This is a genomic window from Pseudomonas aestiva (genome assembly GCF_039908605.1).
Taxonomy (GTDB): domain Bacteria; phylum Pseudomonadota; class Gammaproteobacteria; order Pseudomonadales; family Pseudomonadaceae; genus Chryseomonas; species Chryseomonas aestiva.
The window spans coordinates 3,935,317-3,957,291 of sequence record NZ_CP150916.1; the positions used below are offsets into that span (position 1 = coordinate 3,935,317).

Annotated in this window: 22 protein-coding genes; 4 read left to right on the forward strand and 18 right to left on the reverse strand. The window is 65.9% G+C overall.

What is annotated here, in order from left to right:
• Positions 1-24 precede the first annotated feature (24 nt).
• Positions 25-1,698, reverse strand: coding sequence for a GMC family oxidoreductase (locus AABM56_RS18275; RefSeq protein ID WP_347883585.1), 1,674 nt, complete (start codon positions 1,696-1,698; stop codon positions 25-27).
• Between the two features lie 146 nt (positions 1,699-1,844).
• Between AABM56_RS18275 and AABM56_RS18280 the strand changes: the two genes are divergently transcribed.
• A complete protein-coding gene (locus tag AABM56_RS18280; RefSeq protein WP_347883586.1) occupies positions 1,845-2,747 on the forward strand; it encodes a LysR family transcriptional regulator in 903 nt (300 codons plus the stop codon).
• 3 nt (positions 2,748-2,750) lie between these two features.
• Here AABM56_RS18280 and AABM56_RS18285 read toward each other — a convergent pair whose 3' ends face one another.
• Positions 2,751-3,446 (reverse strand): tellurite resistance TerB family protein, encoded by a 696-nt coding sequence (locus AABM56_RS18285; RefSeq protein ID WP_208692565.1) that lies wholly within the window; start codon positions 3,444-3,446, stop codon positions 2,751-2,753.
• Positions 3,447-3,637: 191 nt separating this feature from the next.
• Here AABM56_RS18285 and AABM56_RS18290 point away from each other — a divergent pair, with 191 nt between their 5' ends.
• A complete protein-coding gene (locus AABM56_RS18290) occupies positions 3,638-4,108 on the forward strand; it encodes a nuclear transport factor 2 family protein (RefSeq protein WP_280311498.1) in 471 nt (156 codons plus the stop codon).
• 39 nt (positions 4,109-4,147) lie between these two features.
• On the opposite strand, the gene AABM56_RS18295 is transcribed toward AABM56_RS18290, so the two are convergent.
• The 13 genes from AABM56_RS18295 to ffh all read right to left on the reverse strand — a co-directional run bounded on the left by AABM56_RS18295 (position 4,148) and on the right by ffh (position 16,290).
• Entirely contained in the window at positions 4,148-5,251 is a 1,104-nt protein-coding gene (locus AABM56_RS18295; RefSeq protein ID WP_347883587.1) for an NADH:flavin oxidoreductase/NADH oxidase, read from the reverse strand.
• 68 nt (positions 5,252-5,319) lie between these two features.
• Positions 5,320-7,041, reverse strand: a complete 1,722-nt coding sequence (gene recJ / locus AABM56_RS18300) for a single-stranded-DNA-specific exonuclease RecJ (protein ID WP_347883588.1) — start codon at positions 7,039-7,041, stop codon at positions 5,320-5,322.
• Positions 7,041-7,580, reverse strand: coding sequence for a YaeQ family protein (locus tag AABM56_RS18305; protein WP_133862621.1), 540 nt, complete (start codon positions 7,578-7,580; stop codon positions 7,041-7,043). The genes recJ and AABM56_RS18305 overlap by 1 nt, the downstream gene beginning before the upstream one ends.
• A gap of 176 nt (positions 7,581-7,756) precedes the next feature.
• Positions 7,757-9,166 (reverse strand): threonine synthase, encoded by a 1,410-nt coding sequence (thrC, locus tag AABM56_RS18310; RefSeq protein ID WP_263258829.1) that lies wholly within the window; start codon positions 9,164-9,166, stop codon positions 7,757-7,759.
• A gap of 46 nt (positions 9,167-9,212) precedes the next feature.
• Positions 9,213-10,517, reverse strand: coding sequence for a homoserine dehydrogenase (locus AABM56_RS18315; protein ID WP_027600220.1), 1,305 nt, complete (start codon positions 10,515-10,517; stop codon positions 9,213-9,215).
• A 60-nt stretch (positions 10,518-10,577) separates the two neighbouring features.
• A complete protein-coding gene (locus AABM56_RS18320) occupies positions 10,578-11,303 on the reverse strand; it encodes a thioredoxin fold domain-containing protein (protein WP_007160960.1) in 726 nt (241 codons plus the stop codon).
• 62 nt (positions 11,304-11,365) lie between these two features.
• Entirely contained in the window at positions 11,366-12,256 is an 891-nt protein-coding gene (xerD, locus tag AABM56_RS18325) for a site-specific tyrosine recombinase XerD (RefSeq protein ID WP_187980224.1), read from the reverse strand.
• Positions 12,253-12,666, reverse strand: coding sequence for an acyl-CoA thioesterase (locus tag AABM56_RS18330; RefSeq protein ID WP_133862625.1), 414 nt, complete (start codon positions 12,664-12,666; stop codon positions 12,253-12,255). Before AABM56_RS18330 ends, xerD begins: the two co-directional genes overlap by 4 nt.
• Before the next feature lie 69 nt (positions 12,667-12,735).
• Entirely contained in the window at positions 12,736-13,086 is a 351-nt protein-coding gene (rplS, locus tag AABM56_RS18335) for a 50S ribosomal protein L19 (protein WP_007160957.1), read from the reverse strand.
• A gap of 42 nt (positions 13,087-13,128) precedes the next feature.
• Positions 13,129-13,866 carry a tRNA (guanosine(37)-N1)-methyltransferase TrmD gene (gene trmD / locus AABM56_RS18340; RefSeq protein ID WP_133862626.1) on the reverse strand — a complete coding sequence of 246 codons (738 nt, stop codon included), beginning with the start codon at positions 13,864-13,866 and terminating at the stop codon, positions 13,129-13,131.
• A gap of 3 nt (positions 13,867-13,869) precedes the next feature.
• Entirely contained in the window at positions 13,870-14,406 is a 537-nt protein-coding gene (gene rimM / locus AABM56_RS18345; RefSeq protein ID WP_347883589.1) for a ribosome maturation factor RimM, read from the reverse strand.
• 5 nt (positions 14,407-14,411) lie between these two features.
• Positions 14,412-14,660, reverse strand: coding sequence for a 30S ribosomal protein S16 (gene rpsP / locus AABM56_RS18350; protein ID WP_017640797.1), 249 nt, complete (start codon positions 14,658-14,660; stop codon positions 14,412-14,414).
• Positions 14,661-14,910: 250 nt separating this feature from the next.
• Positions 14,911-16,290 (reverse strand): signal recognition particle protein, encoded by a 1,380-nt coding sequence (ffh, locus tag AABM56_RS18355; RefSeq protein ID WP_347883590.1) that lies wholly within the window; start codon positions 16,288-16,290, stop codon positions 14,911-14,913.
• 420 nt (positions 16,291-16,710) lie between these two features.
• Here ffh and AABM56_RS18360 point away from each other — a divergent pair, with 420 nt between their 5' ends.
• Together AABM56_RS18360 and AABM56_RS18365 are read left to right on the forward strand one after the other, a co-directional pair.
• Positions 16,711-17,511 carry a cytochrome c biogenesis protein CcsA gene (locus AABM56_RS18360; RefSeq protein WP_347883591.1) on the forward strand — a complete coding sequence of 267 codons (801 nt, stop codon included), beginning with the start codon at positions 16,711-16,713 and terminating at the stop codon, positions 17,509-17,511.
• Between the two features lie 188 nt (positions 17,512-17,699).
• On the forward strand, positions 17,700-19,004 hold the full coding sequence (locus AABM56_RS18365) for an MFS transporter (RefSeq protein WP_133862630.1): 1,305 nt from the start codon (positions 17,700-17,702) through the stop codon (positions 19,002-19,004).
• A 6-nt stretch (positions 19,005-19,010) separates the two neighbouring features.
• Here AABM56_RS18365 and AABM56_RS18370 read toward each other — a convergent pair whose 3' ends face one another.
• The 3 genes from AABM56_RS18370 to AABM56_RS18380 form a co-directional block, all read right to left on the reverse strand.
• The gene (locus tag AABM56_RS18370; protein WP_347883592.1) at positions 19,011-20,378 is read right to left on the reverse strand and encodes an IS4 family transposase; all 1,368 of its coding nucleotides are present in this window, start codon (positions 20,376-20,378) and stop codon (positions 19,011-19,013) included.
• A 125-nt stretch (positions 20,379-20,503) separates the two neighbouring features.
• Positions 20,504-21,685 carry a formate-dependent phosphoribosylglycinamide formyltransferase gene (gene purT, locus AABM56_RS18375; protein WP_347883593.1) on the reverse strand — a complete coding sequence of 394 codons (1,182 nt, stop codon included), beginning with the start codon at positions 21,683-21,685 and terminating at the stop codon, positions 20,504-20,506.
• Positions 21,686-21,706: 21 nt separating this feature from the next.
• Positions 21,707-21,904, reverse strand: a complete 198-nt coding sequence (locus tag AABM56_RS18380) for a DUF1289 domain-containing protein (RefSeq protein WP_208692610.1) — start codon at positions 21,902-21,904, stop codon at positions 21,707-21,709.
• Between the last annotated feature and the right edge of the window lie 71 nt (positions 21,905-21,975).

The following is a 21,975-nucleotide window of genomic DNA, read 5'->3' on the forward strand; positions in this document are numbered from 1 at the left end:
GTCGGTGAAACCGGATGGACGCGTCTAGGCAGCGGAGACCGCGCTGGCCCTGGCGATCGCGGCGGGCAACTCGTGGCGGCCCTGTTCGCGGGCCTCGGCCAGCATGAAGGTGGCCGCCTGCTCGGCGATCATCAGGGTCGGCGAGCAGCTGTTGCCCGAGACCAGGGTCGGCATGATGGAGGCGTCGGCTACCCGCAGCCCCGGGATGCCATGTACCCGCAGGCGCGCATCGACCACGGCGTCGGCGTCCTGGCCCATGCGGCAGGTGCCGGACGGATGGAAGATGGTGGTGCCTATGGCCCCTGCGGCCTGCTGCAACTCCGCTTCGCTCTGGTAGGCCGGTCCCGGCAGGTATTCCTCGGGCCGATAGGCGGCCAGGGCCGGGGCGGCGACGAGGCGCCGGGTCAGGCGGATGGCATCGGCGGCCACCCTGAGGTCTTCCGGCGCGCTGAGGTAGCGCGGCTGGATCAGCGGCGCGGCCAGCGGGTCGGCGCTGCGGATGCTCACCTGGCCACGACTGGCCGGTCGCAGGTTGCACACCGAGGCGGTAAAGGCGGGAAAGCCGTGCAGCGGCTCGCCGAAGCGCTCCAGCGACAGCGGCTGCACGTGGTATTGCAGATTGGCCGAGGGTTGCGCCGGGTCGGAGCGGGCGAAGGCGCCCAGCTGACTCGGCGCCATGGCCAGGGGGCCACTGCGCTTCCAGAGGTATTCCAGGCCCATGCCCAGCTTGCCCCAGAGACTGCCGGCCAGGGCATTGAGGGTCGGCACGCCGTGCACCCGATAGATCAGCCGCAGTTGCAGGTGATCCTGCAGATTGCCGCCCACCCCTTCCAGCCGGTGCCGGACACCGATACCCAGGCCTTCGAGCAGACCGCGCGGACCGATGCCGGAGCGCTGCAACAGGGTCGGCGAGCCGATGGCGCCGGCGCAGAGCACGATCTCCCGCCGCGCCACCAGGCGCTGGGGCTCGGCCTGGCCCGGCAGCCGCGCCAGCACCGCCCGTGCCCTGCCCTCCTCCAGCAGCACCCGCTCCGCCTGCACACCGGTCAGCACCTGCAGATTGGCGCGCTGGCGGATGGGCTTGAGAAAGGCCTTGGCGGCATTCCAGCGCACGCCATTGCGCTGATTGACCTGGAAGTAGCCGCAGCCTTCGTTGTCACCGGTGTTGAAGTCTTCTACCGGCGCAATGCCGGTTTCGCCCGCGGCGCTGCGAAAGGCGTCGAGCAGCGTCCAGTGCAGACGCTGCCGCTCGACCCGCCATTCGCCCCCGGCACCATGAAAGGCCGAGGCGCCATCGCAATGATCTTCCATGCGCTTGAACAGCGGCAGCACGTCCTGCCAGCCCCAGCCGGGATTGCCGGCGGCGGCCCAGCCGTCATAGTCGCGGGCCTGGCCGCGCATGTAGATCATGCCGTTGATGGAGGAGCAGCCGCCCAGCACCCGCCCGCGAGGATAGTTGAGCGCGCGGCCACCCAGACCCGCTTCCACCTCGGTCTTGAAGCACCAGTCGGTGCGTGGATTGCCGATGCAGAACAGATAGCCGACGGGGATGTGGATCCAGGGATGGTTGTCACGGCCGCCGGCTTCCAGCAGCAGCACACGATGACTCGGATCGGCGGACAGCCGATTGGCCAGCAGGCAGCCGGCCGGACCGGCGCCGACGATGATGAAGTCATATTCCGCAGCAGGACCGGGCATGACGTTCCCTCGCTTTTTTGTTGTTGTGGTCCCTATCCTAGTGTCGTCATCCGCGAACAACAGTCGCAGAAAACGGGCAACGGTTGTGCATTTCTGAACAGTGATCAGCAAGCGGCCCGGCAGACAGGCCTAGACGAGGAAAAGGGATGTTCGACTGGAACGATCTGCGGGTTTTTCTGGAGGTCCAGCGCCATGGGCGCCTGCTCACCGCCGCTCGCAGTCTGGGCGTCAGTCATGCGACCGTCGCCCGCCACCTGGAGGCCCTGGAGCGCGCCCTGGGCAGCCAGCTGCTGGTGCAACAGGCCAGCGGCTATCAGCTCACCCCGGCCGGTCAGGCGCTGCTCGCGCATGCCCAGGCGATGGAAGAAGCCGCGCTGCTGGCCCAGGAGGCGGTAACCCAGCGCCTCAATCCGCTGGGCCAGGTGCGGGTCGGAGTGACCGAGGGCCTGGGCACCGGCTTTCTCGCCCAGCGCCTGGAGGCGCTGCTGCGCGACTATCCCGGGCTGGAAGTGGAGCTGGTGTCGGTGCCACGCTTCGTCAGCGTCACCAACCGCGAGGCGGACATCGCCATCACCCTGGAAAGACCCACCGCCGAAGGCCTGATCGGCCGGCGGCTGACGCCCTATCGCCTGAGGTTCTATGCCAGTCGCGCCTACCTGGATCGGGCACCCGCGCTGGACGCCCAGGCCGACCTCGGCGAGCAGACCTTCATCGGCTACGTCGATGACCTGCTGTACACCCGCGAACTGCAATTCATCCAGGGCCTCTGCCCCGAGCCACGCATCGTCTTTCGCAGCACCAGCGTCATCGCCCAGCGCGAAGCGGCCTGTGCCGGCATCGGCATCGCGGTACTGCCCTGCTACCTGGTGGGCCAGAACACCCCCTTGGAAGGCGTACTCCCGGAGCGGTCCTTCACCCGCGAGTACTGGATCTCGACCCACCGGGAGTTGCACCGCTCAGCGCGCCTGCGCGTGGTCTGGGATTTCCTGCTGCAGCTCTGCGCGGCGGAGCGGAGCGTCCTGCTGGGCGAGGAACGCCCGCACGCCTAGCCGTCAGACCGCCGCGGCCTCACGCTCCAGCTCGGCGCGCAGACCGGGCTCCAGGCGCAGCTGGCGCGCCAGCTCGTCCAGGTAGGCCTTTTCCATATACTGCTGATCGTCGATCAGCATCAGGCTGGCCAGGTACATCTCGGCGGCCATCTCGGGCGTTTCCGCGGCGGCGGCGACCTTGGCCGGATCCAGCGGCTGCTCCAGTTCGCGCTGCAGCCAGCTGCGCAACTCGGGATCGTTGTCCAGCTTGGCCATCTCGGCCTCGATCGCCTGGCGCTCCTGGTCATCGACGTGACCATCGGCCTTGGCAGCCGCGATCAGGGCGATCAGCACCGCCCGGCCATGGGCCTCGGCTTCGTGCTCCGGTACCCGATCCACGGTACGCGGCTCGACGGCCGCCGTCCCCTGGGCCTGATTGGCCTGCCAAGACTGATAGGCCTTGTAGGCCACCATGCCGAGGGCCGCCAGACCGCCATAGCCGACCGCCTTGCCACCCATGGCGCGACCGCGCTTGCTGCCCAGCAGCGCGGTCAGGGCCCCGGCCGCCAGGCCGCTGTTGCCCAGTCCGGAGAGCAGACCGCCCAGGGGATCCTTGCCGGTGGACGCCGTGCCGGGTCGGGGGGCCGAGTGACCGGTCTTCTTGGCCAGCGCCTGCTGGCCCGCCTTGAGCAATTGATCAAGCAAACCGCGGGTGTTCATGGATGACCTCCACAGAGTCAGGATTCAGCCCTTTAGGACCACTGGCCACACCGTCTGGCTCCCGCCACCTGCTTACCGAATGTTGCCGGGGTCGCCGTCGCGACCAGCCGGTCGATACAAAATATTGCTGACCGCGGACCGCCCACGGCGCTACTCTTGCGCCTTCCCCTTGCAGTTGCCGGAGACACCCCATGCGCTCGCGTCTGGCTGTGCTGTTCGCGCTTTCGCTCGCCCTCACCGCCGGCCAGGTTCAGGCCGCCGCCGAGGACGCGCGTCTCATCGCCAATCGCTACCTCGATGCCTGGAACGATCACGATGCCGAGGCCGCCAGCGCCCTGCTCGATCCCAAGGTGCAGTATTTCGACAGTGGCGCCGCCACCACCGAGACCAGCCGCACCCAGGCCCGCGACCGGATCGTCAAGGTCACCCTCAAGGCCGTGCCCGATCTGCAGGTGAAGATGGTGCACAAGCCGGTCATCGGCCCGCGCAGCATCGCCTTCGAATGGGAACTGACCGGCAACCGCGTCACCGCCACCGGCAAGCAACCGGTCAAGATCCGCGGCGCCAGCATCATGAAGATCCGCGACGGCCGCATCTGGTACCTGGGCGACTACTACGACAGCGACGCCCTGGAGGCGATGCTGCGCCCGGCCAAGCCCTGAACCGGGGAGCCATCCGCGCGGATGGCTCCGTTCCGCGCCCTATTCTTCTCCGAACGGCTTGCGCAGCGGCGTATCCCGGTGGGCGGCGCGCACGTACTGCGGCGGCCAGGAGACCTTTTCGCGCAGGGCCTCGGCGGCATTCAGCGGCCAATAGGGATCGCGCAGCAGTTCGCGGGCCAGCAGCACCAGGTCGGCCTGGCCGGTACGCAGCACGTGCTCGGCCTGGGCGGCATCGGTGATCATGCCCACCGCGCCACTGGGAATCCCGGCTTCCTTGCGCACCCGCTCGGCGAACTGGGTCTGGTAGCCGGGCCCGGTGGGAATGTCGGCCTGGGCCGCGGTACCGCCGGAAGAGACGTCGATCAAGTCGACGCCCAGGGTCTTCAGTCGCCGCGCCAGCTCCACCGTCTCGTCGACGTCCCAGCCGTCTTCCACCCAGTCGGTGGCCGAGACCCGCACGAACAGCGGCAACTCTTCCGGCCAGACCGCCCGCACATCGGCGGTCACTTCCAGCAGCAAGCGAATGCGATTCTCGAAATTGCCACCGTAGTCGTCTTCGCGGCGGTTGGAGAGCGGCGAGAGGAACTGGTGCAGCAGGTAGCCGTGGGCGGCATGGATCTCGGCCACCTTGAAGCCGGCCGCCAGGGCCCGCTCGGCGGTGTCCACGAAAGCCCGACGGATGCTGGCGATATCGTCGCGATCCACCGCCGTGGGCCGGGTGTGCTGGGGATCGAAGGCAATGGCCGAAGGCGCCACCGGCACCCAGCCGCCTTCGGCGATGGGCACGCTGCCGTGCTTGCCGAGCCAGGGTTGCCAGGTGCTGGCCTTGCGACCGGCATGGGCCAGCTGGATGCCGGCGACACTGCCCTGTCCCTCGATGAACTGGGTGATCCGCCGCAAGGGCTCGATCTGCTCGTCCTTCCACAGCCCCAGGTCCTGGGGCGTGATGCGCCCATCGGCGGTGACCGCGGTGGCCTCGAAGATCACCAGACCGGCGCCACCGGTGGCGCGACTGCCGAGATGGACCAGGTGCCAGTCGTTGGCGAAGCCGTCTTCGCTGGAGTACTGGCACATCGGGGAGACCACCACGCGATTGGGCAGGGTCAGCTGACGCAGGGTCAGGGGCTGGAACAGGAGACTCATGGCGGACCTCGTCTAGTCGGGATTCACCGCATTGGAGTGTTCCCGAACAGAATAGATCGCCGATCCGACTAACGTGGTGCCAGGTGCACCACCAGTAACTGCACGTTCTCGTTGCCACGGAATTCGTTCACGTCCAGCCGATAGGCCAGCTCGGCCCAGCGGATGTTGGGATCGGGCCAGGTGTCGCGGTCGATGTTGAAGGCGATGCCATCCAGCTCCGGGCCACCCTGCTCGCTGCGCAGGGTCAGCTTGAGGTGCCGCTCCTTGAGCAGACGCTGGGAGAGGATCTCGAAGGTGCCGTGGAACAGCGGTTCGGGAAACTGCTGTCCCCAGGGACCGGCCTGGCGCAGGGCCTGCGCCAGGCCGAGCTGGAATTCGGTCGGGGCCAGGCAGCCATCGGTCTGCAGGCGACCGCTGAGATCCTCGGCCTGCAGGTGACGCCGCACCTCGGCATCGAAGGCGGCGGCAAAGGTCTCGTAGTGCGCCTGGGGCAGGCTGAGGCCGGCGGCCATGGCGTGACCGCCGAACTTGGTGATCAGCCCCGGATGACGGGTCGCCACGGCATCCAGGGCATCGCGGATATGCAGCCCGGGTACCGAGCGCGCCGAGCCCTTGAGCATGCCGTTGCCACTGCCGTCGTCGGCGAAGGCCAGCGCCGGGCGGTGATACTTTTCCTTGAGGCGCGAGGCGAGGATGCCGATCACGCCCTGGTGCCACTCCGGGTCGAACAGGCAGAGACCGAAGGGCAGATTGTCTTCCGGCAACTCCTTGAGCTGCTTGAGCGCCTCGCGCTGCATGCCCTGCTCGATGCTCTTGCGATCCTTGTTGAAGTCGTCCAGCTGCTGGGCGTATTCCTGCGCCAGCTGCGGGTCTTCGCAGAGCAGCAATTCGATGCCGATGGACATGTCGTCCAGGCGCCCGGCCGCATTGAGCCGCGGGCCGAGAATGAAACCGAGGTCGCTGGAGGCCACCTTGCCCGGCTGGCGCCCGGCCACTTCCAGCAGCGCCTTGAGCCCCGGTCGTGCCCGACCGGCGCGGATCCGCATCAGCCCCTGGTGCACCAGGATGCGGTTGTTGGCATCCAGCGGCACCACGTCGGCGACGCTGCCGAGGGCGACCAGATCCAGCAACTCGGCCAGATTGGGCTCGGCCAGGCCCTGACGGGCGAACCAGCCGCTCTCGCGCAGGCGACTGCGCAGGGCCAGCATCACATAGAAGATCACCCCGACCCCGGCGATGCATTTGCTGGGAAAGGCGCAGGCCGGCTGATTCGGATTGACGATGGCATCGGCGGCGGGCAATTCGGCGCCTGGCAGGTGGTGGTCGGTGATGACCACCTGCAGCCCGGCCGCCTTGGCCGCAGCCACGCCGTCCAGGCTGGAGATGCCGTTGTCGACGGTGAGCAGCACCTCGGGTTCACGCTGCAGGGCCACGGCGACGATCTCGGGTGTCAGGCCGTAGCCGTATTCGAAGCGATTGGGCACCAGGTAGTCGACCCAGGCCGCGCCCAGGCGCCGCAGGGCCAGCACGCCCACGGCACTGGCGGTGGCGCCATCGGCATCGAAGTCGCCGACGATGAGGATGCGCCGGCGCTCTTCCAGAGCCCGCGCCAGCAGCTCCACCGCCGCCTCGATGCCCTTGAGCTGGTGATAGGGCACCAGCCGCGCCAGCCCCTTGTCCAGTTCTTCCGGCTGGGTCACGCCGCGCGCGGCATAGAGCCGGGTGAGCAGCGGCGGCAGATCGCCCAGGTCGGGCAACACCGCCGGCAGCGGACGGGGCTCCAGGCGCATCAACGTTCGCCCAGCAGCCATTCCAGCTGCAATTCGTGCTGACCGCGGTCGTCGGTGACGAACAGGGTGCCTTCGCTGATCATCACCTGCCAGGAAATGCTGCGCGGCAGATCGCGGGCCAGCTCGGCCAGGGGCTCGGCGGGAACCGCGGCGATGTGCAGATTCTTCAGCGTCCTGACCGCGTCCACCACCTTGGTCTGCCAGACGCGCAGGTTGCCGTAGGCCAGCAGGCTGGTCCGCTCGGTACGACGGCTGCACCAGGTCAGGCGGTCGGCATCGGGTTGGCCGACTTCGATCCAGTGCAGCACCCGGCCATCGAGGCTCTTTTCCCACAGCGCCGGCTCGTCGACGTCGGACAGGCCGCGGCCGAAGGCCAGCTGCTCGTTGTACCAGAGCACGTAAGCCAGCAACCGTACCGCCATGCGCTCCTCGGTCTCGGAGGGATGCCGCGCCACGGTCAGACGCAGATTCTCGTAGACCCCGCGATCCAGATCGGTGAGGTTGAGTTCGACTTTGTAGGGCGTGGCTTGCAGAGCCATGGGCGGGTCACCGGCAGGGAAAGCCGGGCATTGTACCGGAAAAGGCCGAGGGGCTTGGGATCGGTAGGAGGCTTTGGGATCGACGGGGCGGTATAGACCGAATCGCGGTCATGGACCGTTCCTACACTTCAGGCCTGACTGTAGGAGCGGTCCATGACCGCGATTAGCCTAGCGTCTTACAGCGGCTGACCACGCTTGCCGTGGCGGCTGACGAAGGCCTGGACGGCGGCGAGGTCGTTGGGCAGCACGGTGCAACGCTCTTCACGCTGCAGCAGATCGGCCAGGTGGGTCGGTAGGCTGAGGGTCGCGCCGATGCCGGCCTTTTCCACCGCCTCGGGGAATTTCACCGGGTGGGCGGTACCCAGCACCACCATCGGGGTGGCCAGGCTGCGCCGGCATTCGCGAGCGGCGCGCACGCCGATGGCGGTGTGCGGATCCAGCACCTCGCCGGTGGTGGCATAAACCTCGGCGATGGTGGCGCAGGTCTCTTCGTCGCTCACGGCAAGGGAGTCGAACAGCTTGCGCGCTTCGGTCCAGCGATCGTCCGCCACCGTCAGGGTGCCGCTGCTGCGGAAATTCGCCATCAGCTCGGCCAGGGCCAGGCCATCGCGACCGTGCAGGTCGAACAGCAGGCGCTCGAAGTTGGACGAGACCATGATGTCCATGGACGGCGACAGCGTGGCTTCCAGCTGCTGCTTGTCGTAGCGATTGCCGGACATGAAGCGGTGCAGGATGTCGTTGCGGTTGGTGGCCACCACCAGTTGGCTCACCGGCAGACCCATGTTGCGCGCCAGGTACCCGGCGAAGATGTCGCCGAAGTTGCCGGTGGGCACCGAGAAGGCGATGGAGCGCGCCGGGGCGCCCAGCTGCAGGGCCGCGTGGAAGTAGTAGACGATCTGGGCCATGATCCGCGCCCAGTTGATCGAGTTGACCGCCACCAGCGGGGTGCCCTTGAGGAAACCCTGGTCGGCGAAGCTGGCCTTGACCATCTCCTGGCAGTCGTCGAAGTTGCCTTCGATGGCGATGTTGTGGATGTTGTCGCCCAGCAGCGTGGTCATCTGCCGGCGCTGCACTTCCGACACCCGCTGGTGCGGATGCAGGATGAAGATGTCGACGTTCTCGCAGCGCTTGCAGCCTTCGATGGCCGCCGAGCCGGTATCACCGGAGGTGGCGCCCATGATCACCACGCGCTCGCCGCGCTTGGCCAGCACATGGTCGAGCAGCCGCCCCAGCAGTTGCAGGGCGAAGTCCTTGAAGGCCAGGGTCGGGCCGTGGAACAGCTCCAGTACCCACTCGTTGGCATCCAGCTGGCGCAGCGGCGCAATCGAGCCATGGGCGAAACCGGCGTAGGTCTCTTCCAGGATGGCCTTGAATTCGGCATCGGCGATGGAGCCGGCGACGAAGGGCTTCATCACCCGGAAGGCCAGCTCGTGATAGGGCAGACCGGCCCAGGAGGCGATCTCCTCCAGGGAAAAGCGCGGCAGGTTCTCCGGGACGTAGAGACCGCCATCGCTGGCGAGACCCGCCAGCAGCACTTCTTCGAAATTCAGCGCGGGCGCCTGGCCGCGGGTACTGATGTAACGCATGACTCGACCTCGGGAAAGACGGCGGCGCCGGGCGCCGCCAGGCTGCTCAGTTCAGGTGCTCGACGCGGATGCGGACGACATCGCCGACGACGTCGTCCAGGGCTTCCAGGGCGGTGATGGCCTCGACCATGTGGCGCTCGGTCACGCGATGGGTCAGCAGGATCATGGGCACCAGGCCGTCATGTTCCTCGGCTTCCTTCTGCATGATGGACTCGATGTTGATGCCACGCGCCGAGAGGATGCTCGCCACCTGGGCCAGCACGCCCGGGTGATCCTTGGCCTGGATGCGCAGATAGTAGGCGCTCTCGCAGGCCTCGATCGACAGCACCGGATGGTCGGACAGCGCATCGGGCTGGAAGGCCAGGTGCGGCACGCGATTCTCGGGATCCGAGGTCATGGCGCGAACCACATCCACCAAGTCGGCCACCACTGCCGAGGCGGTCGGCTCCTGCCCGGCACCGGCGCCGTAGAACAGCGTCGAACCGACGGCGTCGCCATTGACCATCACCGCGTTCATCACGCCATTGACGTTGGCGATCAGGCGATCGGCCGGGATCAGCGTCGGGTGTACCCGCAGCTCGATGCCTTGGTCGGTGCTGCGCGCCACGCCCAGGTGCTTGATGCGATAGCCCAGCGCCTCGGCGTAGCCGACATCGGCGGTGGTCAGGCGGGTGATGCCCTCGGTGTAGGCCTTGTCGAATTGCAGCGGGATGCCGAAGGCGATGGAGGCCAGGATGGTCAGCTTGTGGGCGGCATCTATGCCTTCGACGTCAAAGGTCGGATCGGCCTCGGCATAGCCCAGCGCCTGGGCTTCGGCCAGGACATCGGGAAAGGTGCGGCCCTTCTCGCGCATCTCGGAGAGAATGAAGTTGCCGGTGCCGTTGATGATGCCGGCCACCCAGTTGATACGGTTGGCGGCCAGGCCTTCGCGCAGCGCCTTGATCACCGGGATGCCGCCGGCCACCGAGGCCTCGAAGGCGACGATCACGCCCTGCTCGCGGGCCTTGGCGAAGATCTCGTTGCCGTGCACGGCGATCAGCGCCTTGTTGGCGGTGACCACGTGCTTGCCGTTGGCGATGGCGCGCAGCACCAGCTCGCGGGCCAGGGTGTAGCCACCGATCAGCTCCACCACCACGTCGATCTCGGGATTGTCGGCCACCGCCAGGACATCGGCGGTGATCGGCGTGCTGCCGGTATCGCACTGGGGATTGGGTCGGCGCTGGGCGATCTGCGCCACCTCGATACCCCGCCCGGCGCGCCGGGCGATTTCCTCGGCGTTGCGCTTGAGTACGTTGAAGGTCCCGCTGCCCACGGTACCCAGACCACAGATGCCTACTTTGACCGGCTTCACACCCTTATCCCCCTATCAGGTGGCGCCGCTCCGCAGCGCCGTTGAAATCTTTCGCAGCGCCTAGCGGGCGCCGATTGCCGCTTCCGCCAGCTGGTCGGCCGGCTGGTAGCCCGGGATCATCTGGCCATCGGCGAGAATGATCGCCGGCGTGCCCTGGATGCCCATGTTCTGCCCCAGCGCGAATTGCTGGGCGACCGGATTCTGGCAGCTCTCGGACTTGACCTCACGGCCGGTGAACATCTGGTTCAGCGCCGCCGGCTTGTCCTTGGCGCACCAGACCGCCTCTAGCTGCTTGGAACCCGGCGAGCCCATGCCCTGGCGCGGGAAGGCCAGGTAGCGTACCTCGATGCCGCGCTTGTTCAGCTCGGGCACCTCGGCGTGCAGCTTCTGGCAATAGGGGCAGGTGGTATCGGTGAAGACGGTGATGTGCGCCTTGGTCTCGCCCTGGGCGGGATAGACGATCATCTGGTTGCGATCGAGGCCATTGATCTGCCGCGCCACGGCGACGTTCTCGGCCTTCTCGGTCAGGTTGGAGGCCTTGCCGTCCTTGACCTGGTACAGATAGCCCTGCATGACGAACTGGCCATCGCCGCTGGCATAGAGCACGCGGCCGCCCTTGAGCTGGACCTGGTAGAGGCCTTCCAGCGGACTCTTGGCGATGGACTCGATGGCGAGATTGGGTTGCAGCGCGGTCAGGCTCTGGCGAATGGCCTGCTCAGGTTCGGCCTGAGCCAGTTGCACGCCGAGCCCCAGGCAAGCGGCGAGCAACAGTTGGGAAATACGCATGTTTGACTCCTGTTGAGACGCCGGCAAGCCTATCACAGACCTGCCGGCTACGGCGGTGGGCCCTAGCCGCGCGGATGGTGCTGGGCGTGCAGTTGCTGCAGCCGCACGCGGGCGACGTGGGTGTAGATCTGGGTGGTGGACAGGCTGGTATGGCCGAGCAGCATCTGCACCGTGCGCAGGTCGGCGCCGTGGTTGAGCAAATGGGTGGCGAAGGCGTGCCTCAGGGTATGCGGTGACAGCGAGGTGCGGATGCCGGCCACCTGGGCATGCAGCTTGATGCGGTGCCAGAAGGTCTGCCGGGTCATGGGCGTGCCCCGCTGGCTGGGAAAGAGGATGTCGCCGGGCTGGCCGCCCAGCAGCAGCGGACGCGCGGTCTTCAGATAGCTTTCCAGCCAGGCGATGGCCTCTTCGCCCAGGGGAATCAGCCGCTCCTTGCTGCCCTTGCCGAAGACCCGCAGCGAACCCTCGCGCAGATTGATCTCGTCCAGGGTCAGGCTGATCAGTTCGGTCACCCGCAGGCCGGTGGCATAGAGCACCTCGAGCATGGTGCGGTCGCGCAGACCGAGGCTGTCGTCGGTATCCGGCGCCGCCAGCAGCGCCTCCACATCCGCCTCGGACAGACTCTTGGGCAGCGGCGCGCCCAGCTGCGGCATGCTGACCAGCAGCGTCGGGTCCTCGGCGATCCGCCCTTCGCGCACGCCGTACTTGTAGAAACTGCGCAGCCCGGAGAGAAAGCGCGCGGTGGAACGCGCCTGGTAACCCTCGCTCAGGCGCCAGCCGAGATGATCGAGCACGGCGTCACGGCCGACCGTCTCCAGGGTCAGGCCCCTGCCCTCCAGCCACCGGGCGAAGGCCAGCAGATCGGTGCGATAGGCGCTGCGGGTATGGGGCGACAGCCCCTTTTCCAGCCACAGGGCATCGAGGAATTCCTCGATCAGCCGTTCGGCGCTCACGCGGCGAAGCCGGGCAGCACCGGCGTCGGCTTGCCCTCGTCATCGACGGCGACAAAGCTGAAGGCGCCGTTGATGGCGCGTTCACGCCCTTCTGCCAGCATGCCTTCGACGAACACCTCCACCTGCACCTTGATGCTGGTGTTGCCAACCTTCACCACCCGGCCGATCAGCTCGACGATGGAGCCGGCGGGAATGGGGTGGTTGAAATCGATCCGGTCGGTGGAGACCGTGACCAGCGGCTTGCGGCAGAAGCGCGTCGCGGTGATGAAGGACACCTCGTCCATCCAGGCCAGGGCGGTGCCGCCGAACAGGGTGTCGTGATGATTGGTGGTGGGCGGGAAGACCGCCTTGGCCACCCGGGTTTCCGACAGCGCCGTGCGCCGCTGGATTTCCGCTTCGCGGGTGCTCATATCTGCAATACCTCGAACCTCAGAAACGAAAAAAGCAGCCGAAGCTGCTTTTTTCTGGTCACGCCGCGATCAGGAAAGCTTTTCCTTGATGCGAGCAGCCTTGCCGGACAGTTCGCGCAGGTAGTACAGCTTGGCCTTGCGCACGTCACCGCGACGCTTGACGCTCAGGCTGTCGACCAGCGGGCTGTAGGTCTGGAAGGTACGCTCGACGCCAACGCCGTTGGAGATCTTGCGTACGGTGAAGGCGCTGTTCAGGCCGCGGTTACGCTTGCCGATCACCACGCCTTCGAAGGCCTGCAGACGCTGACGGTCGCCTTCCTTCACCTTAACCTGGACAATCACGGTGTCGCCGGGGGCGAACGCCGGGATTTCTTTGTTCATCTGCTCAGCTTCGATCTGGGCAATGATTTTGTTGGTCATGTCACTCTGCTCCTAAGACAGGCCGCGGCCCGCCATCGATACCTAACTATCGTTCCGCTGACGAAGATATTCCGCCAGCAGGTTCTGCTCTTCCCCAGAAAGCGAGCGGCCATCCAGAAGATCGGCGCGTCGCTCCGCAGTGCGTCCCAGGGACTGCTGCAGGCGCCAGCGCCGGATATGCTCGTGGTTACCACTGAGCAACACGTCGGGTACGCGACGGCCCTCATACACCTCGGGTCGGGTGTAGTGCGGGCAATCGAGCAGGCCGTCGGTAAACGAATCCTGCTCGGCGGAATCCACATGCCCCAAGGCTCCGGGCAGCAGTCGCGTAACCCCATCGATCAGCACCATGGCCGGCAATTCACCGCCGGACAGCACATAGTCGCCAATCGACCATTCTTCATCCACGTGCGTCTCGATGAAACGCTCGTCAATGCCTTCGTAACGCCCGGCGATGAGGATCAGATGCTCCTCCTGCGCCAGTTCCCGTACCGCCGCCTGGTCGAGCTTGCGACCCTGGGGGGACAGGTAGATCACCTTCGCCGCCGAATCACCCCGGGCATCGGCCAGGGCGCGCTCCAGCGGCTGGATCTTCATGACCATGCCGGGACCGCCGCCAAAGGGCCGGTCGTCCACGGTCTGGTGGCGATCCTCGGTATAGCTGCGCGGGTTGTAGCAGGTCAGCTCCAGGAGCCCCTGCTTCATCGCGCGACCGCTCACGCCATAGGCGCTCACGGCTTCGAACATCTCGGGAAAGATGCTGATGACATCGATACGCATGGATCAGAAATCCGCGTCCCAGTCGACCTGCATCTCGCCCTTGGCCAGATCCACCGCCAGCACGTACTGGTCGGGCAGATAGGGCAACAGACGCTCACGATCGTCGAGGCTGCCAGCACAGGGCATGACCACCATGACGTCGTTGGCCCCGGTCTCCAGCAGATGATCCACCACACCCAGCCACTGGCCTTCGCGATTGATCACCTTGAGACCTTCCAACTGATGCCAGTAGTAGTCACCGGCGCCCAGCTGGGGCAATTCGCTGCGCGGCACGCAGATCTCGAAACCGGCCATCAGGCGGGCTTCTTCACGATCGTCCAGGCCCTGCAGACGTACCGTCAGGACCTTGCCGTGCAACCGACCGCCGAGCACCTTGACCTGCCGGATCTCGCCTTCGCGCCTGAGCGTCCAGGTCCGATAGTCCAGCAGATTGTCGAGCGGATCGGTAAAGGAGTAGATCTTAAGCTCACCGCGTACGCCGAAGACCGAAACTATCTTGCCCAGGACCACCAGGTCGGGGGCGGAGGTCGGCGTACTCATGATCTTCAGGCGGTAGCCTGAGCGCTCTTGAGCAGCTGAGCGACGCGCTCGGACGGCTGGGCGCCCTGCGACAGCCAGTAGCTGGCACGCTCTTGATCCACCGACAGACGGATTTCGGCGCCGCTGGCCACCGGGTTGAAGAAACCGATGCGCTCGACGAAACGACCATCACGCGCATTGCGGCTGTTGGTCACGGTCAGGTGGTAGAAGGGGCGCTTCTTGGAGCCGCCACGGGCTAGACGGATGGTTACCATTGAACTTCGTTCCTGTAGTCGGTGCTTGTAGCTGTGGGCACACTGGGCCACATGGCCCGAAAGGCCGCATATTCTAAGGGCTGTCACCCGGTTTGCCAATGGCTTTAAACGGTGCCCTCGGCATTGCGGCAGCCTGGAGACTCCAGCAGCGGAGCCTCGTCGCTCGCGAAGGTGCATCAGCACTGGTGCCGACGCCCTTCACAGAGCCCTTGCCGGTGCCGACCATCTGGCGACGGGCGGCACCAGGAAATCACATCTTGGGCATGCCGCCGCCGGGGAGCATGCTGCCCATGCCGCGCATCATCTTGGCCATGCCACCCTTGGCGGTGACCTTCTTCATCATCTTCTGCATCTGCTTGTGCTGCTTGATGAGGCGGCCGACGTCCTGCACCTGGGTACCGGAACCCAGGGCGATACGCTTCTTGCGCGAGCCGCTGATCAGCTCCGGATCACGGCGCTCGGCCGGGGTCATGGAGTCGATGATGGCTTCCATCTGCTTGAAATGCTTTTCCGCGGCGCCCTGGGCATTGCCCATCTGCTGGATGTTCATGCCGCCCATCATGGTCGGCAGCTTGTCCATCAGCGAACCCAGGCCGCCCATGTTCTTCATCTGCCGCAACTGGTCGCGGAAGTCTTCGAGATCGAAGCCCTTGCCCTTCTTGAGCTTCTTGGCCAGCTTGTCGGCCTTCTCGCGATCCAGGGTCTGCTCGGCCTGCTCGATCAGCGAGAGGACGTCGCCCATGCCGAGGATGCGCGAGGCGACACGATCCGGGTGGAAGGGATCGAGGGCTTCGCTCTTCTCGCCCATGCCGATGAATTTGATCGGCTTGCCGGTGATGTGGCGGACCGACAGGGCGGCACCGCCCCGGGCATCGCCATCGACCTTGGTCAGGATCACGCCGGTCAGCGGCAGGGCATCGTTGAAGGCCTTGGCGGTGTTGGCGGCGTCCTGACCGGTCATGGCGTCGACCACGAACAGGGTCTCGGCCGGCTTGGTGGCGGCATGGACCTGCTGGATCTCCGCCATCATCTCGCTATCGATGTGCAGGCGACCGGCGGTATCGACGATGACCACGTCGATGAACTTGAGCCTGGCCTCACGGATGGCGGCCTGGGCGATCTCCACCGGCTTCTGGCTGATGTCGGAGGGGAAAAAGGTGACCCCGACCTCCCCGGCCAGGGTCTCCAGCTGCTTGATGGCGGCCGGGCGGTAGACGTCGGCGGAGACGACCATGACGGTCTTCTTCTTGCGCTCCTTGAGGAAGCGCGCCAGCTTGCCCGCGGTGGTGGTCTTGCCCGCACCCTGCAGGCCGGCCATGAGGATGACCGCCGGCGGCGCGACATTGAGCGCCAGATCCTCGTTCGCCGCACCCATGATGGCTTCGAGTTCGGCGCGCACGATCTTCACGAAGGCCTGTCCCGGCGTCAGGCTCTTGGACACCTCGGTGCCGACCGCCCGCTCCTTGACCCGGTTGACGAACTCCTTGACCACCGGCAGGGCGACGTCCGCCTCGAGCAGCGCCATGCGCACCTCGCGCAGGGTGTCCTTGATGTTGTCTTCGGTGAGCTTGGCCTTGCCGGTAATGTGGCGCAGGCTTTGGGACAGGCGGTCTGTGAGATTCTCGAACATGCGGACATCCAGGGCAGAAACGGCGGCTGACCGACAAGTATAACGAAAGAGCGCCTGACCAGGGATAGCCGCTGGGGCCTGTACCGCATGAATCCGTCAGCAGTGCCCGATTCGGCGGGCAGCTGGGAAGGGTAGGACAGGCACCGGCGCCCAGGCCGGTGCCCGAGGGGACGGGATCAGAAAATCAGCGAGAAGATGCCGATGACTACCACCAGGCCGATCAGAAAGATGATGCCCATGGTACCGCCGAGAAATTTAAGCATGGTCGCGACCTCTTCTAGATATGTACCTCTTGGGACCACCCGGTGGCGGCAAGGGTTCGCCCAGTCTGGCCAGCCGGCGCCAGGGCGCGGCTCAGACTTTCTGTACCGCCCTGTCTGTGCCACACTCGCCTGCTTTCCGCTCTGCTGAAACCGGACCATGCACGCCCTGCTGCCCACCCTCCTGGCCGCCGCCCTCTATCTGCTCGCGACCCTCTACCAGGGCAGTTGCCTGCTGCGCAAACAGCCATCGAACAAGCCCCTGGTCCTGGGTGCCGGCATCCTGGCCCTGCTGCCCCACGCCCTGGCGGTCTACCTGCAGCTGATCCTCGAGCCGACCCTGAGCCTGGACTTCTTCGACGCCTCGAGCCTGATCTCGGCGACCGCCATCGCCCTGATGCTGATCGGTTGCCTGCGCATGCCGCTGCAACCCTTGCTGGTACTGGTCTATCCCCTCGGCGCCGTCACCGCGCTGTTGGCCGAATTCGTGCCGCCGGGCACCGTGACCCCGCTGGACGTATCGCCCAGGATCGTCGTGCACGTACTGCTGTCGATCATCGCCTATGGTCTCTTCACCCTGGCGGTGCTGCAGTCCTGCCTGGTGCTGCTGCAGAACCGTCAACTCAAGAACAAGCACCCCTCGGGACTGATCCGCAGCTTTCCGCCGCTACAGACCATGGAAAGCCTGCTGTTCGGCTTTCTCTGGGCTGGCTGGGTAGTGCTGTCACTGGCGCTGATCTCCGGCTGGTTCTTTGTCGAGGATATGTTCGCCCAGCACCTGATCCACAAGACGGTGCTCTCCTGCATCGCCTGGGTGGTGTTCGGCATCCTGCTGTGGGGTCGCCATCGCTTGGGCTGGCGCGGCCATACGGCGATCCGCTGGACGCTGCTGGGCTTCATCCTGCTGATGCTGGCCTACTTCGGTAGCAAGCTGGTGCGGGAATTCATCCTGCATCGTTGACAGTCGTCGTTCCACTACCTGCATAATCAGGCGACCGAACCACGTTCGGCGCGACCCGGCCAACAGCCGCTTCGCGCCCGGCACGTCATAACAGGTCGTCCCGCCCGTCCCCATCCTCGGACAGCCGCTGCCCCATCGGGCCGCTCCGGCAGACGCCTCCTACAAGAACGACTGCCCGGTAACCCTGCATGTCCACGACCGCTGCCGCCTTCGATGCGCCCACCTCCGTGCCGCGCAATTCCCCCACCCGCGTGGCCACCGCCAGCTTCATCGGCACCGCCATCGAGTTCTACGACTTCTATGTCTATGCCACGGCCGCGGCCCTGGTGATCGGCCCGGTATTCTTTCCCCAGGGCGCGGGCATGGCCCAGACCCTCAGCGCCTTCATCACCTTTGGCATCGCCTTCCTGGCGCGCCCCCTGGGTTCGCTGCTGTTCGGCCATTTCGGCGATCGCATCGGCCGCAAGTCCACGCTGGTGGCCTCGCTGCTGCTGATGGGCATCTCCACCACCCTGATCGGTCTCCTGCCCGGCTATGCCAGCATCGGCGTCTGGGCACCGATCCTGCTGTGCCTGCTAAGATTCGGCCAGGGCCTGGGCCTGGGTGGCGAATGGGGCGGCGCGGCGCTGCTGGCCACCGAGAATGCCCCACCCGGCAAGCGCGCCTGGTTTGGCATGTTCCCCCAGCTCGGCCCTTCCATCGGCTTCCTCATGGCCAACGGCCTGTTCCTGGCCCTGGCGCTGCTGCTGGACGACGAGCAATTCCGCGCCTGGGGCTGGCGCATCCCCTTCCTGCTCAGCGCCCTGCTGGTGGTGGTCGGCCTCTATGTGCGCTTGTCGCTGCACGAGACGCCGGTGTTCGCCGAGGCCATGGCCCGTCGCGAGAAGCTGCGCCTGCCCATGGTCGAGACCTTCGGCAAGCACGGCAAGGCGGTGCTGCTGGGCGCTCTGAGCATGGTGGTGTGCTACGCCCTCTTCTACATCTCCACGGTTTTCTCGCTGAGCTACGGGGTGAAGAACCTCGGCTACAGCCGCCAGGAATTCCTCGGCCTGCTCTGCGTGGCGGTGCTGTTCATGGCTCTGGCCACGCCGCTGTCGGCCTGGCTGGCGGATCGCTTCGGCCGCAAGCCGGTACTGGCGGTGAGCGCCATCGCCGCCCTGCTGTCGGGCTTCGCCATGGAGCCGCTGCTGACCCATGGTTCCAGCCAGGCGGTCGGCCTGTTCCTGGCCCTGGAGCTGTTTCTCATGGGCATGACCTTCGGCCCCATGGGCGCCCTGCTGCCGGAGATCTTCCCGACCCGGGTGCGCTACACCGGTGCCTCGGCGGCCTACAACCTGGGCGGCATCCTCGGCGCCTCCCTGGCGCCCTATGCCGCGCAGCAACTGGTGGAAGCCGGTGGCCTGAGCTGGGTGGGTGGCTATGTCTCGGCGGCGGCGGCCATCAGCCTGGTGGCGGTGCTCTGCATGCGCGAAACGCGCGACCAGTCGCTGTAGATTTTTCTACCCAATAAAAAAGGGCCCCGCGGGGTAATGCCGGTCAGTTAAGCTGACTGGCATTTTTTTTCTGGTCGGATACTTCGAGGGCTTGGCCTTGATGACTCTCGGATAGGCCCGGTAATCGCGCCTATGCGGTAGAACGAAGTGCGGTGCCAAGGCGTGCAGTTCGGCCATATCACGTGGGATGTTGCCAGGGCTATTCAGCGAAAGGCTCAGCAGGAATTTCAGGATGGCCCAGCTGCAGGCGGAGAAGCTCATCTCGCAGGGATGAACTCCCGGGCACTGGCGACTCATCTGTACCATCTGATAACGCAGTAGGTTGTATCCCAGCAGTAGCCCCCATAGCTCCTGCGCCACCATGTCGGGCGTTTTGCTGCGTAGCGTGTAACGGCCATCGAGTAGACCCTGCTTGATCTCACGATAGCCGAGCTCGATTTCCCAGCGGTGGCTGTAGAGATCGACGATCTCATCGGAGACGAAACGCCCAGGGTCCGTCATGGAAGTAAGGATCTGGCGCCGCTTGCCCTTGACGGTCTTGCTCAGCAGTCGCGCCTGCAAGGTGTCCGGCAAGCCGGGCCATTGTCGGCGGGCCTGCGGCGAAGTTCGAAGGCTGACAATCGCATCCTGCTTGCCCAGTGAGCGTATCACCTCGTATTGGGCGTCTTTGCGCAGTGGCAATAGCCAGTGCCGTTCGTTACCGGTTCGCTGCCAGCGATGTAGCAGACCTAAAGAGTAAAAGCCCTTGTCGAACAACGTCAGCGAATGGTCGGGGGTGCCCTCGATCAATTGCTCGGCCAGCTTCATTTCATTGCTGGCATAAGCGTCGAAGGCGCTGCTTACCAGCAAATGGCTGGTCAGTTCCATCTGGCACACCATGCGGATCTGGGGAAATCCTCCATCACCGTACTGATTGATCGCCGAGCCGTAGCGCTCGCGATTTTCGAGCGTGTCCGGAGCGCGCCAGACCACGCCGTCCACACCGAGCAAGCGCAGCCCCTGCCAGCCTGGATGTTCGGCCGTCTCATGCCAGCGCTGTTGGGTCAGTTGAAACACCTCCCGTACAGCGTCGCTTCCCAATCGCTGACGGCCTTGCACCACCGCGCTGGGCGCTACCAATGGCTTCTGACCGGGCAGCATGATGTCCAGTTGGTTGACCACATCCCAGGCCGACAGGCGACGAAACAGGGCCAGGCCGATGACGCACCAGAGCATGGATTCCAGCGGCAGCCTGCGTTTGCGTAGGGTAGCGACTCCGGCCGTTTCCAGGGCGGTCTTGACCAGCTCAGGATCGAGCAGTTCGCCCAGGGCCTCCAGTGTCTGTGTGGCCGAAGAGAGCTCGCGAGTCATTTCCAAGGCTTGAGCAATACGCATAAAAAATCCGGTGCTTGAGGAATCAAGCACCGGATTCTGTGCGACGACAGTCAGGCGTCAAGGTGAAGCTCTTAACTGACTGGCATTAGCCCGCGGGGCCCTTTTTTCGTGATGCGCAGACGAGGTTACAACTCGACCTTCACCGCCTGGGCGGCACGCACGGCCTTGGCTCGTGCGGCCTCGATGCTTTCGTCGCGGGCCAGGGCCACGCCCATGCGGCGCTGCCCCTTCACCTCCGGCTTGCCGAACAGACGCAGTGCGGTGTCGGGTTCGGCCAGGGCCGCGCCGAGGTTGGCGAAGGCGGTCTGGCGCGAGTCGCCGTCCACCAGGATCACCGCCGAGGCCGAGGGGCCGAACTGGCGGATGGTGGGAATCGGCAGGCCGAGGATGGCCCGGGCATGCAGGGCGAATTCGGAGAGATCCTGGGAGATCAGGGTCACCAGGCCGGTGTCGTGGGGCCGCGGCGAAACCTCGCTGAACCAGACCTGGTCGCCCTTGACGAACAGTTCGACGCCGAACAGACCGCGACCGCCCAGGGCCTCGGTGACGGCGCGAGCGACCCGCTCGGATTCGGCCAGGGCCTGCTCGCTCATGGCCTGGGGCTGCCAGGACTCGTGGTAGTCGCCCTTGACCTGGCGATGCCCGACCGGTGCGCAGAAGGAGGTGCCGCCGACGTGGCGCACGGTCAGCAGGGTGATCTCGTAGTCGAAGTCGACGAAACCCTCGACGATCACCCGGCCCTTGCCGGCACGCCCGCCTTCCTGGGCGTACTGCCAGGCGGCCTGCAGCTCGTCGGCGCTGCGCAGCAGACTCTGGCCCTTGCCCGAGGAACTCATGATCGGCTTGACCACGCAGGGATAGCCCAGCGCCTCGGCGGCGGCGGCGTAGTCCTCGTAGGTGTCGGCGAAGTGATAGGGCGAGGTGGGCAGGCCCAGTTCCTCGGCGACGAGGCGACGGATGCCTTCGCGATTCATGGTCAGCTGGGCGGCGCGGGCGGTAGGCACCACGGTGTAGCCCTCGCCTTCCAGCTCCACCAGGGTGGCGGTGGCGATGGCTTCGATTTCCGGCACGATGAAGTGCGGCTGCTCGCGCTCGATCACCGCGCGCAGGGCGGCACCGTCGAGCATGTCGATGACGTGACTGCGGTGGGCGACCTGCATGGCCGGGGCATCGGCGTAGCGATCCACGGCGATGACTTCGACGCCCAGGCGCTGCAGTTCGATGACGACTTCCTTGCCCAGTTCGCCGGAGCCGCAGAGCAGCACGCGGGTGGCGCTGGGGGACAGGGGGGTACCGATACGGGGCATGACAGATCTCTCCGGCTGATATCAGGTCAGGAAGGCCGCACCGCTCGCCCGCGCCCGCTCGTCGCAACGCAGCAGCACCTCGCGGCGCTCGCTCTCGCTCATGGACATCCAGCGGGTGATCTCGGCAGCGCTGCGCTGGCAACCGATGCAGATGTCCTGTTCGTCCAGGGCACAGACATGGACGCAGGGCGAACGCACGGGTGAATCGGCGGTGGTCATGCGGCTTCCCTCGAATGGCCGCGCATTGTGCCCGTTAACGTCCGACTTGGCATGTGCCTTTACCTTGTCGC